Origin of the sequence: Candidatus Villigracilis proximus (assembly GCF_016717045.1) — a bacterium.
Lineage (GTDB): Bacteria > Chloroflexota > Anaerolineae > Anaerolineales > Villigracilaceae > Villigracilis > Villigracilis proximus.
Genome location: NZ_JADJUO010000034.1, coordinates 1 through 11667, shown reverse-complemented (window position 1 = coordinate 11667; position 11667 = coordinate 1). Strand labels below are relative to the sequence as shown.

Genomic DNA, 11667 nt, shown 5'->3' with positions numbered 1-11667 from the left:
ATTAAACACAGCGGAAGCAGAACCGCGCATGTTGAAATAAAAAAGATTCAATATTAAAGGTGCTGGTGCGTGATGATGGGAATGGTTTTGATGTGGGCGCCACGCCGCACGGTCATTACGGTCTGCGCGGAATGCGTGAGCGTGTGCTGGCTTTGGGCGGTGAGTTTGAAATTAAATCTGAAACCGGTGTGGGTACGACTCTTTTGTTTACTTTAAGTTTGCCGAGGTCATAATGTTGAAAATATTAATCGCAGACGATCATCAAATTGTGCGTCGTGGTTTGCAAATGACGATCGACGCTGAAAAAGATATGCGTGTGGTGGGTGAGGCGGAGAACGGCGCGCAGGTGCTGGCGTTGATCAAAAAGCACAAACCCGATGTGGTCTTGATGGATATGCAAATGCCCGAAATGGACGGTGTGGATGCGCTCAAACAAGTGCGTGTTGAGTTTCCTGTTTTGCCGGTTTTGATCCTGACGACCTTCAGTGATGATGCGCATATTTATGCGGCGCTACGTGCGGGCGCGAGCGGATTTTTATTAAAGGAAATGAATGGCGATGATCTGATCGCTGCCATTCGCGGCGCGGCGCAAGGCAAGCCGCAACTTCACCCCGACATCGCCCGCAGATTAATGTCACGTGCGCCGATGCCCGATGATCCGTTTGAATCATTGACCGGCCGCGAACGCGATATTTTGAAATTGATCGCCAAAGGCGAAGCAATAAAGAAATTGCGCTTGAATTAATTTTGACCGAAATGACGGTGAAGGGCTATGTCAGTGATCTGTTTGCAAAACTCGGCGTGAACGATAGAACCCAGGCCGCGCTGATGGCGGTCCGCTTTGGGTTGGTGATGCCTGAAGAATTGTGAGTGAATTTTCTTTGGCTTGTTATGCGTATAGTGCCTTAGCGTATGCGCTATATAATTATCTTGTGTTAAAACCTTCAATGATGCAGAAACTCAAAAAATATCAACGTGAACGTTCGCGTAAATTGCCTGTGGATATTCAGCAGGTTGCACTGCGAAAATTGCGCATGATTAACAATGCTGCCAATATCAATGATCTGCGTATTCCCCCCGCAAATCGCCTTGAAAAGTTGAGCGGCGATAAGGAAGGAAAATATAGTATTCGAATTAACGATCAATGGAGAATCTGTTTTGAATGGCTGAGTAGTGATGCATTTAATGTTGAAATTACAGATTACCATTAAGGAGTATGAATGACTGAAAAACTCAACCCTGTTCATCCGGGTGAAGTATTGCTCGAAGAATTTATAAAGCCGATGAATCTTAGCCAGAACCGTCTGGCTATTGATATTGGTGTGGATGCACGCCGTATTAATGAGATCGTGTTGGGCAAGCGTGCGGTCACCGCAGACACTGCTTTACGCCTTTCGCGGTTCTTTGGCAATTCATCACAGTTTTGGATGGGGCTGCAAACTCAGTTTGATCTGGATGTTGCAGAAGATCATCTTGGTAAAAGGCTGGACCGTGAGGTTCGTCCGCTGGTGGCAGTGTAACAAAAGAGCAACTCGCAACGAGTTGCTCTTTTTGCAAAGCATTCTCAATAGGAAAGCTCCACCCACTAAAGAGGGAAAACAATTACCCACCCACGCGGGCGGACATAAATTAACGGCACGGGTATCCTTTGACTATTGATAAGGAGATCACCCATGCAAACAAACCTGGTACTGGAAAATCCCGCTGTTAGCCAAAAGCCATCCTTTAGTTTTATCTGGAACATCCTTCGCAGTCCGCTTCATGCATTGACCGACCTTGCGCATGAGCAGGGCGATATCGCGCACATCAAACTTCGCAAGCGTGATCTGTTTTTATTCAGTCACCCCGAATTTATTGAAGAGGTGCTGGTGAAACAGCAGGGAAATTTTATAAAAGGTCCCAGCTTGCAGCGCGCGCGCATTATTTTGGGCGAAGGCCTGCTGACCAGTGAAGGCGAGGAACATCTTGCCCAGCGCCGCACATTACAGCCCGCGTTTCACCGTCATCGCATGGAAGAGTATCTGCCGGTGATGAATGAAAATACCCTCGCGCATATTTCTACTTGGCAGAATGGCGCGCGCGTGGATATGTCCGCAGATATGATGCGTCTGACATTGAATATTGCACTCTGGTCATTCTTCGGCAGTGCTCCCGAAGGGACTGTCGAACGCGTGAGCGAGTCGATGGGGACGTTGATGAAACTCTTTCCGCTGACTCAGCTTCCCCTTCCGGATGCGACCCGCATGTTATTTCCAAAATTCAAACAGGCCAGCACGGATCTGCGTCAAGTGGCTGAGTCTCTGTTGAAAAATCCACAGGCGGAAGATGCCAAGCGCGCCTTGATCCACATCTTGAAGGAAAACAGCAACGGGCAGTTTACCGATGAACAGATCCACGCACACACCCTGACCTTTTTGCTGGCCGGCCACGAAACCACGGCCCTCCTTTTGGCATGGTGCTGGGATATGCTCGCGCATCATCCGCAGGTGATGGCAAGTTTGCAGGATGAAGTGGATGTTGTGCTGGGCGATCGCTTCCCGACAGCTGAAGATATTCAGAATTTGCCGTACACGCGCATGGTTGTAAAAGAGACTCTGCGAATGCGCCCGCCCGCCTGGGCCATGGGACGTGAAGCCGTGCAGGATTGCGAGATCGGCGGACAGCACATCCCGGCCGGTTCGACGGTGCTGGTCAGTCAGTGGGTGACACATCACGACTCGCGCTTCTATGATGATCCGCATCAATTCCGACCCGGACGCTGGTACGAGATCGATCAGGCTTCGTTTCCCCGTTACGCTTTCTTCCCTTTTGGCGGCGGAAGCCGGGTATGCATCGGTGAGCATTTTGCAATGACAGAAGCGATCGCAATTTTAGCAATGATCGCGCGCCGCTGGAATATTTCTTCAGCCCAGTCTGCGCTTGCAAGACCCAACCCCAGTGTGACTTTGCGTCCCGACAAAAATGTAAATTTGATCGTGACGAAGCGCGTTGTATGATGAGTAATAAGTAATAAGTGTAAAAAGAAAATTGAAAATGATTAGTGAAGTAAATGTGAAATTTAACTTTGGAGGAACAAAAATGAAATCCATGCTTCGAACTGTTGTAAGTGTGTTTGTTTTGGCGAGTACGATTTTGGCTTGCGGTTCGCAGGCTCCTGCTACGGCTGCTTCCGATGTTGTTGGAACTGCGGTGGCTGGTACGCAGCAATCACAGGCCCTTGCGCAAGCCACGGTCAACTCGAACACATTGACCGCCATGCCCGCCACGCCAACCCCCGGCCCAACCGTGGAATATGTCAACCTGACCGAAGAGGAACTGGCCGCGCTGATCGATGAAGCGGTGGCAGAAGCTGTCGCTGCCACTGAGCAGGCCACAACCGCCGTCACATACACCACCACCGATGATGCTGTGACCAGTGAAGAAGTCGTCTATGTTTATGATTATTATTACTATGCAGATTACTATGTGGAATATGCCGAAGATTTGATGGCTGAATATTACACTCTGTACGCCGACCTCGCGACCGATATGATCGTGGAATTAAATGCCATTGAATCCGAACTTTCACAGTTGAACGATACGCTCACTTCCATTGACTCGTCATTACAAGAGATCAGCAGCACTCTTGAGCAGGGATTGGCTGTGGCAGAGGAATCAATCGCAAAATTGGAAGATGCTGCGCAACAGGCGCAGACCAATGCTCAGGAGATGCAGACGCAGGCTCAGGATATGATCTCTGTTCTGCAATCTGAACAGCAGGGACGTGTGGATCAGCTCTCACAGATTCAGCCGGATAATATCCCCACTGACAAGATCGCAGCATTACAGTCCGCGTTTGATTTTGTAGATTTTGCAAAAAATGCGATGGGCGATAACAAACTCAGCCGTGATGAGCTGACAAAGCTTGCGCAACTCGGCAAAAATGCACAGGCTGGTTTTGCCAACTTTGGCGGAGCGGATCGGCCCGGCGGCCCCGACCTGAATCAATTCTCCGGTAGGTTTGATGAGATCACCACCCAACTCGCCCGTGGACAAATGCCGCAGGCACGCGGTAATGTCAACCAGTTTGAATCTTCGTTGGGTTCGCGCCCGGCTGGCGGACCAAGCCTTCCTGGTGGCAGCGGTGGACCCGGTCCGCGCCCTGGTGGATAAATTAAAATTTTTTGATTGGTCAGGAACGGGTGAAAAATATTTTTCCCCCGTTCTTTTATTTATATTTCTATTGTAAAATTGCCAAAATTAAAGCGAGGGCATCCAATGACTGAATCCAATACCAACCCCAAACCCATTTATCGCATTTCTGACCTGCACGAATCAGATCGTCCGCGTGAGCGATTATCTGCGCTGGGTCCGCAGGCGTTGACGAATGCCGAGTTGATCGCCATCTTATTGCGTGTGGGGGTAGTGGGAGAAAATGCCGTGGAGGTGGGTCAGCGCTTGTTGAAAAAATTTGGCGGGATTCTGGGTTTGCATCGCGCGCCGATCAAGGAATTAATGGATCAGCATGGAATGGGTGAAGCCAAAGCCGCGCAGATCAAAGCTGCAATTGAATTGGGCAGAAGATTGACTCTTGAATCTCCTGAAGAACGCGCATCGATCAATAGCCCCGCGGATGCGGCTGCGCTTGTGCAATATGAAATGTCAGCTTTGGAGCAGGAACATTTGCGTGTGATTTTATTGGATAGAAGAAACCGCGTTTTGGAAGTAGTTGAAGTTTACAAAGGATCGGTCAACTCTTCGCAGGTGCGGGTGGGGGAATTGTTTAAGGATGCGATCCGCACGAATTCATCAGCGATCATTGTGGTGCATAACCATCCCAGCGGCGACCCAACCCCCAGCCCCGATGATGTGGCTGTGACTCGCGCCATCGTACAGGCCGGAAAATTATTGGATATTGACGTGCTCGATCACATGGTCATCGGTCAGGGCAAGTGGGTTTCGCTCAAAGAACGCGGATTGGGATTTTCATAATCTACACAATTTCATGCATCCTGAGCGGAAGACTGAGCGTTCTTCGCGAAGTCTGTAGTCGAAGGACGATCACCCCGTGCTTCGGCTGCGCTCCGACCCGGCCACCACCGCTCACCTTTTCTTTCCTCCCCGGGGCGGCGGGCCGCCCTCTGCCGCGGGGGCCGCGCCCGGGCGCGCATTGTCCCGACGCCCTTTCGGGAGCATATAAATCAAACACTATGTTTCACACTGAATCCGTTTAAGTGCCCAGTTGTTGGCTCATATTCTATGATCGCTTCATCCACCCGCGATGCGCTTGGACCTGTTTTCACCATCTCGATGAATTGATCAATCTGTTCGCGCGTGCCTTCGGCCACGGTTTCCAACGTGTATCCGGCTTTATTCCGCACCCAGCCCAGCACCCCGATTTGCAGGGAGTGGTATTCCACATGCGCCCGAAAGCCAACCCCCTGCACCCGTCCTTTTACCCGAATGTGAACACGTATGGTTTCATTTGAAATTTCATTTGGATTGGGCTGCACTTTTTCTCCTTTGACGCAACATATCAATTGCGCCCCACATTGGAACCACTAAAACCAATATCATTAATAAAATAAAAGGTGAAAGATTACGCGCGGCCACGCCTGTAACATTTTGCCCCAATACACTTTCGCGCCAGCGCGCATCCAATTGAGAAAGGGGAGTGCCGAGCGCATTGTTCGCGCCAAGCTCACAACTGAATCCGTCGCTGTAGGCTTTGGTTAACCGCGCCAGACCCGAAGTGCCATAGGTCTCGCGGATGTAGGTCACAAATGATTGGGACTGGGCATATGCCAGATAGGCGTTTCCGGCATCGGCGGGGAAAGAATCGCATAACTTGTCGAATGAAATTAAAGAATTGCTTTGGCTGGCAATATCCAGCGCGTTTTTGTAATCAGGGTTGGGATAAAGTTCCATCATGGTTGCTGCGCCTTCCAACAGCCAGACGGGCTGGGCCGCGTATGTTTTTCCCAGCGAACGATACATCATTACATGTGTCAAGTTCATGCGGAATTTTGTTTCCATTTCAATGGTTTGGGTTGGGCCCGGCGCAATCGCAACCAGCACAATGCCGAGTTCGGGGTTGGCATGTCCCCCGACCCATTCCTCGCCGCCCAGCGTCAGTGTGTTTTGCAGATCGGTAATGTTTGAATAAATATAAATATTAACAGACTCAGTGAGTGAGATCGGAATAAATTCATTCATGCCCAACATGCCCGCGCCTGCGGCATCCAATGCGGCCGCACCAAAAGAGTCATCGCCCGCGTACCAATGCACTGTCACATTGGCCTGTGTCACACTGCGCCACGGGAAACGATTGTCATCATACGGAAACGTAATCGGCGAACTGGTATAGGTTTGGTTATCTTCCAGTGTGGCCTGAAACCAAAACACGATCCAGCTAAACGGCGGAAATACATTCAGCGAAGCATCATACGTAAAACTTACCGAACCATCCGCGCCGACCTGCACGGTTTCAACCCGGGTCACTTCTTCATTCACACCGCGAAAAAGAAGCGACACTTGTTTAATGGCGATTGGAGCTTTGATCCTGGCTGCGAATGTGATCGTGCTGCCAAAATCAACAGCCACTGTGGCATTTTCCACCACGATTCCATTCTGCGCCCGGGCCTGGTGCGTGTCCAATGGAATGAATGCGACCATCAAGAGGATCGCAACTATTCTTAAGATCAGCTTGCGCGGATGTGACATTTCATTACCTCGCTAGATAAACAATTAACGGCGTCAGTGTCAGCGGGCTTAATGCCGTGCCAAGAAAAACAATGGCTGTGACAAGTGACGGTTCTAATTTATATTCAGTTGCGACAACTGTCGTTGCAACCGCTGCAGGCATGGCGGCTTCCAACACATTCCCCTGATGGACTGTGCCATGCATTCCGAATAGATTCGCAAGCAACAATCCAACCAGCGGACCCAGCAAAAGTTTTACAGCAACGCCCAATCCCAATGCCCGAAAACTATGTGACCATTGAATACGGGTCAGTTCCAGCCCCAACAGGATCAGCATGACCGGGATGGCGCCGTTCGCGGCAATTTCAATTGTACGTGAAATGGGCAAAGGCAGTTGAATTCCGATGCCTTTAATCAGCAAGGCCAAAGTGACACCGTAAATAATGGGCACTTTGAACAACCCGAGCAGCGCAGATTTCAAATCCATGTGGCCGAGGGATGCGATCACCACGCCGACCGTGTTAAAGAGGATGGTGGTGGTCACATAAAATATGGATGCAACCGCTAGCGCTTCATCGCCGAAAGCGAATTTAACCAGCGGCAAGCCGTAGTTGCCGGTATTGCCAAAAGCCACCGTTAGAATGACTGCCAGCAAGTATGGCCTTTCGAGGCGGAATAATTTTCCGAGCAGGAAGGCGATCGATCCCATTACGGCGATGACAGAGGCGGTAAAGGCCACGGTTGTAAAAGCCTGTTGCAGATTCAATTTACTTTTTATCATCAGGTCAAAAACAAGCAATGGACTAAATACATAAAAGACCACACGCCCCAGTGATCGTGAATCGATGACGAGTAATTTGCCGAGTGCAAATCCCGCACCGCTGACCAGCAGAATGGGGAGCAGGTTGTTCGCAAATGTAGTGAAGAGTTCGTTGAGAGACATGTGTAAGAAATTATAACCCCCAAATAAAACGGGCGGCTTCTGTAAAGAAGTCCGCCCGTTATGGTCGTTATGGTTTTATGGAGTCCATCAGCTTGCTGATGGGGTTTTTCTCGAAATACGGACAGCAAGCTGTCCAGGCCCATACTGTCCAGCTCCATATAGTTTACAAAGGGATCAGAGAGGTTGTTTCTGCAAGACAGCCTGCATCGACCACGGGCCTGTCCATGTGACGGTGACGGGCAGCACCTTGCCCATTAAGTCATCTTCTGATTCAACGAAGACAATTTTGTTGGTGGGAGTGCGTCCGCGCCAGCGGCCTTTGACCTTATTCTCGAAGAGCACATCCACTTTTTCGCCGAGATATTTTTTGTTGATCTCTGCCACGATTTTTTCTTGTAGATCATCGAGTATGTGCAGGCGGCGCAGTTTGTCTTCTTCGGGGACGTTGTCGTCCATGCGGCGGGTGGCGACGGTACCCTCTCGCAGGGAGTAACGTGCCAGATGCGCCACATCCAGTTTCAGGTCAGAGAGGACGCGATACGTCTCCATGAATTGCTCCTCTGTCTCGCCGGGGAATCCGACGATGATGTCGGTGGCGATGGAACAATCCGGTATGTGCGTGCGGATCTTTGCGATGAGGTCGCGGTATTGCTGTTGGGTATAGCCGCGCTTCATGTTGACGAGCACTTCGTCGTCGCCGGCTTGAATCGGGAGTTCGATATGCGGCATGACGCGCGGAAGTTCGGCGATGGCGTGGATCAGGTCATCTTCAAAATAATTTGGGTGCGAGGTTAAAAAGCGGATGCGTTCGATGCCGTCCACTTCGTGTAAGACACGCAAGAGTGCAGCGAGGTTGGGGCCGTCAGGAATATCCTTGCCGTAACGATCAACGATCTGACCGAGCAATGTGATTTCTTTTACGCCCTGCCGCGCCAGCGAGCGGACTTCGCCGACAATATCGCCGACAGGCCGCGAACGTTCGCCGCCGCGTTTGGAGGGGATGATGCAGAAGGTGCAGGCGTGTGAACAGCCGTACACAATCGGCACATGCGCACTGACCAGTTTGCCCTGCTCTGCCACAGGGAGAATCAGTTCATCGTCCATCATCAGGAAGCGGCGCGTGGTTTCCGCGTTTTCCAGCGAGTGGACTTCGCCCTGCGTGAGGAGCGAGATCAACGGGCCGGGGTCAGAGGGCGGGGAGAAGACATCCACAAAGGGAAGTCTCTCGCGTAATTTTTCCGCGCCGCGCACGCCGACCATACAGCCCATCAAATTAATGATCAGGTTGGGGTTTTTTTTCTTAAGCGGTGCAAGTGAAGTGACGCGCCCCATGGCTTTTTCTTCGGCAGACTGGCGCACGACACAGGTATTTAAAACAATAACGTCTGCTTCTTCAATGGTTTCAGTAAGGGTGTAACCTAGATGCTCAAGCGAAGAGCCGACCCGCTGTGAGTCGGCGACGTTCATCTGACATCCTTCAGTCCAAATGTGATATTTCATAGTGCTCCTGATTTCTGGTAGGCGCGAATTATACCAAGAGCAGTCAGATTTAGATGGGCAGGAATGGGTGCTCGCAGGCTAAATACTGCCCAAACTTCGGAAGTCTCCCATGAAGCCTCTAAAGATATGAAGCCGCCTAAAAAAAAGACTTCCGAAGTTTTACGAAGTTAAAAAAGAGAGCCCCCTTGCGGAGACTCTCTTTTCGCTCAAATATATTTACTAAGGCAGATTAAAAGTCTTGACGAGGAAGACCGCCATCTGTGCGCGGGTGACATCAGAATCAGGGCAATAGTTGTTGCTGCCGCAGCCACTGGTGATGCTATCCGCCACCAATTGCTTGATGAAGGCAGCCGCCCAGTAGTTGGTCGCGACATCGTTGAAACCGGTGGAGGCTCCCACAGCGGGCGGAATATAGGATGAACCGTATTTGGCTTTCAAAAGGAAGACTGCCATTTGGGCGCGGGTTACGGTTTGATCGGGGCAGTAGTTTCCGTTGCCACATCCGCTGGTGACGCCTTCAGCTGCGAGTTGTTTGATCCAGGCCGCGGCCCAGTAATCAGCAGCCACGTCACCAAAACCGGTGCTGACTCCCACGGCGGGTGGAGCATAGCTTGAACCATGGATGCCCTTCAAAAGGAAGACAGCCATTTGAGCGCGGGTGACTGTGCTATCAGGGCAGTAATTCAACGGAGTGGTTGTGCAGCCACTGGTGATACCGGCCAGATACAGACGTTCGATATAGCTATTGGCCCAATAACTATATGGCACATCGATAAAGATCGGAGTGATAACAACATCCGCCGTCCACTTGGCATAGACCGTGATGTTGGCTGTCACCGGAGTGGCTGCTGTAAATTGTGTGCCGCCTCCGTTGATCGCTGTGTACCAGCCGCCGAAGTTATTTCCTAATTTGGTCGGATTAGTCGGCAGAGTGACGGTTGCATTGTAGGCGACGCCGGTGATCGGGTCAGTGGTTCCCGTACCACCGTCTTTGTCAAATGTCACGGTGTAGGTAGCCACTGTCCACTGGGCATAGAGCGTCACATCCGCCGTGAAGGGATACGAAGCGCCATTGGCGTGGGCTGTACCAGGCCGTCAAGCCAAGGCGTGTTCCAGCCCGCAAAGGTAACCGGCGCGCGTAAAGACGTTGCTTGTCAGCGCAGTGGCGGAACTGGCAACCTGCGGTGACATCGAGCCGCTGCCGCCGTTCGCATCGAAGGTCACGGTGTAGGTGGACGAGAGCACTGCAACGAAGGCGTCACTGCTCGCGCTATACGCTTGCACGGGAGCGCCCCAGGTGGCGCTACTATCGCCAGCCACATAAACATTTCCACTGCCATCGACTGCGATGGAATTGCCATCATCAGCCTCGCTGCCGCCGAGGAAGGTATTCGGTGCGGCCCGCCGGACGAGTCCAGTTGGACGGCGAAGGCGTCATTGGCCGCGCTATAGGCCCGCACGGGAGCGCCCCAGGTGGCGTTACTAGTGCCTGCCATATACACATTGTCGTTGCCATCCACTACGATGGAAGTGCCAACAAATACACATTGTCGTTGCCATCCACTACGATGGAAGTGCCAACATCATACCCACTGCCGCCGAGGAAGGTGTTCCATTGCAGCATGCCACTGGTGGAGTTCAGTTGGGCGGCGAAGGCGTCACCGCCCGAGCTATACGCCTGCACGGGAGCGCCCCAAGTGGTGCTGCTATTGCCTGCTACATACACATTGCCATTGCCATCCACTGCGATGGAATAGCCCTGATCAGTCACGCTGCCGCCGAGGAAGGTGTTCCATTGCAGCACGCCGGACGAGTTCAATTGGGCGGCGAAGGCGCTCGTCCCCCCCGCTATACGCCCACGGAGCGCCCCAGGTGGCGTTACCAGGGGTGCCTGCCACATACACATTCCCGCTGCCATCGACTGCGATGGAATCGCCTCTATCACTCCGCTGCCGCCGGAGGTAAGGTGTGTTCCAGCAGAGCACGCCGGAGGAATTCAGTTGAGCGGCGAAGGCGTCATTGCTCGCGCTATACGCCATGCCGCGCACGGGAGCGCCCCAGGTGGCGGTGCTAAAACCCGCCATACACATTGCCACTGCCATCGACTGCGATGGCAGTGGCAACATCACTCCCGCTGCCGCCGAGGAAGGTGTTCCATTGCAGCACGCCGGAGGAGTTCAGTTTGGCGGCAAAGGCGTTATTGCCCGCGTTATCGGCCAGCACGGGAGTGCCCCAGGTGGTGTCACTACCCCCTGCCACATACACCTCCCACACGCCATCGACCGCGATGGCAGTGTCAATATCACTCCCCTGCCGCCGCGGGAGGAAGGGTTCCAGGTCAGGGTCGGGTCGATCATCAGGGCGTAGTTCGCGTGTATGTGCCCACCTGAAGGCAACTTCCTGCCCTCGGATTTGGAGGCAACATCTACTTTCGCCACTCGTTTGCCGTTGATATTCTGCCGTAGGCAATCGGCGCGCGCTTTCTGTCAATGCGCCAGTTTCAAAGGCAATGCTCAACGAGCCGTCTTTGTTCAAAGTCAGCG

General features: G+C 52.2%; 15 protein-coding genes and 3 pseudogenes. 8 read left to right on the top strand and 10 right to left on the bottom strand.

The window, feature by feature from the left end; translation table 11 throughout:
• The first annotated feature begins 59 nt into the window (after positions 1-59).
• From IPL71_RS23510 to radC, 8 genes and pseudogenes are all read left to right on the top strand, one after another.
• On the top strand, positions 60-233 hold the full coding sequence (locus IPL71_RS23510) for a sensor histidine kinase (RefSeq protein ID WP_345325870.1): 174 nt from the start codon (positions 60-62) through the stop codon (positions 231-233).
• Positions 233-745, top strand: a complete 513-nt coding sequence (locus tag IPL71_RS23505) for a response regulator (RefSeq protein WP_345325868.1) — start codon at positions 233-235, stop codon at positions 743-745. The genes IPL71_RS23510 and IPL71_RS23505 overlap by 1 nt, the downstream gene beginning before the upstream one ends.
• Before the next feature lie 11 nt (positions 746-756).
• Positions 757-870 carry a hypothetical protein gene (locus tag IPL71_RS23500; RefSeq protein WP_514130853.1) on the top strand — a complete coding sequence of 38 codons (114 nt, stop codon included), beginning with the start codon at positions 757-759 and terminating at the stop codon, positions 868-870.
• A 64-nt stretch (positions 871-934) separates the two neighbouring features.
• Positions 935-1211, top strand: a pseudogene (locus IPL71_RS23495) (type II toxin-antitoxin system RelE/ParE family toxin); the annotation flags it as partial.
• Positions 1212-1220: 9 nt separating this feature from the next.
• The gene (locus IPL71_RS23490) at positions 1221-1520 is read left to right on the top strand and encodes a HigA family addiction module antitoxin (protein WP_345325861.1); all 300 of its coding nucleotides are present in this window, start codon (positions 1221-1223) and stop codon (positions 1518-1520) included.
• A 153-nt stretch (positions 1521-1673) separates the two neighbouring features.
• Positions 1674-2996: a cytochrome P450 gene (locus IPL71_RS23485; RefSeq protein WP_345325859.1), complete on the top strand. Its 1323-nt coding sequence runs from the start codon at positions 1674-1676 to the stop codon at positions 2994-2996.
• A gap of 82 nt (positions 2997-3078) precedes the next feature.
• Positions 3079-4152 carry a hypothetical protein gene (locus tag IPL71_RS23480; RefSeq protein WP_345325857.1) on the top strand — a complete coding sequence of 358 codons (1074 nt, stop codon included), beginning with the start codon at positions 3079-3081 and terminating at the stop codon, positions 4150-4152.
• 105 nt (positions 4153-4257) lie between these two features.
• Complete coding sequence (gene radC / locus IPL71_RS23475) at positions 4258-4971, top strand: RadC family protein (RefSeq protein WP_345325855.1); 714 nt, start codon at positions 4258-4260, stop codon at positions 4969-4971.
• Positions 4972-5180: 209 nt separating this feature from the next.
• On the opposite strand, the gene IPL71_RS23470 is transcribed toward radC, so the two are convergent.
• The 10 genes and pseudogenes from IPL71_RS23470 to IPL71_RS23425 all read right to left on the bottom strand — a co-directional run.
• Positions 5181-5492: an acylphosphatase gene (locus tag IPL71_RS23470; protein WP_345325853.1), complete on the bottom strand. Its 312-nt coding sequence runs from the start codon at positions 5490-5492 to the stop codon at positions 5181-5183.
• Entirely contained in the window at positions 5473-6702 is a 1230-nt protein-coding gene (locus IPL71_RS23465) for a peptidase MA family metallohydrolase (RefSeq protein ID WP_345325851.1), read from the bottom strand. The genes IPL71_RS23470 and IPL71_RS23465 overlap by 20 nt, the downstream gene beginning before the upstream one ends.
• 4 nt (positions 6703-6706) lie before the next feature.
• Positions 6707-7624 (bottom strand): AEC family transporter, encoded by a 918-nt coding sequence (locus tag IPL71_RS23460; RefSeq protein WP_345325849.1) that lies wholly within the window; start codon positions 7622-7624, stop codon positions 6707-6709.
• Between the two features lie 174 nt (positions 7625-7798).
• A complete protein-coding gene (miaB, locus tag IPL71_RS23455) occupies positions 7799-9124 on the bottom strand; it encodes a tRNA (N6-isopentenyl adenosine(37)-C2)-methylthiotransferase MiaB (RefSeq protein ID WP_345325847.1) in 1326 nt (441 codons plus the stop codon).
• 219 nt (positions 9125-9343) lie between these two features.
• Positions 9344-10168: an S-layer homology domain-containing protein gene (locus IPL71_RS23450; RefSeq protein ID WP_345325845.1), complete on the bottom strand. Its 825-nt coding sequence runs from the start codon at positions 10166-10168 to the stop codon at positions 9344-9346.
• Positions 10169-10219: 51 nt separating this feature from the next.
• Entirely contained in the window at positions 10220-10444 is a 225-nt protein-coding gene (locus IPL71_RS23445) for an InlB B-repeat-containing protein (protein ID WP_345325872.1), read from the bottom strand.
• A pseudogene (locus tag IPL71_RS23440) lies at positions 10436-10495 on the bottom strand (SBBP repeat-containing protein); the annotation flags it as partial. The gene IPL71_RS23445 and the pseudogene IPL71_RS23440, both read right to left, overlap by 9 nt.
• A gap of 148 nt (positions 10496-10643) precedes the next feature.
• Positions 10644-10895, bottom strand: coding sequence for an SBBP repeat-containing protein (locus tag IPL71_RS23435; RefSeq protein WP_345325843.1), 252 nt, complete (start codon positions 10893-10895; stop codon positions 10644-10646).
• Positions 10888-11208: an SBBP repeat-containing protein gene (locus IPL71_RS23430; RefSeq protein ID WP_345325841.1), complete on the bottom strand. Its 321-nt coding sequence runs from the start codon at positions 11206-11208 to the stop codon at positions 10888-10890. Before IPL71_RS23430 ends, IPL71_RS23435 begins: the two co-directional genes overlap by 8 nt.
• Positions 11195-11667: pseudogene (locus tag IPL71_RS23425) on the bottom strand (hypothetical protein); the annotation flags it as partial. The pseudogene IPL71_RS23425 and the gene IPL71_RS23430, both read right to left, overlap by 14 nt.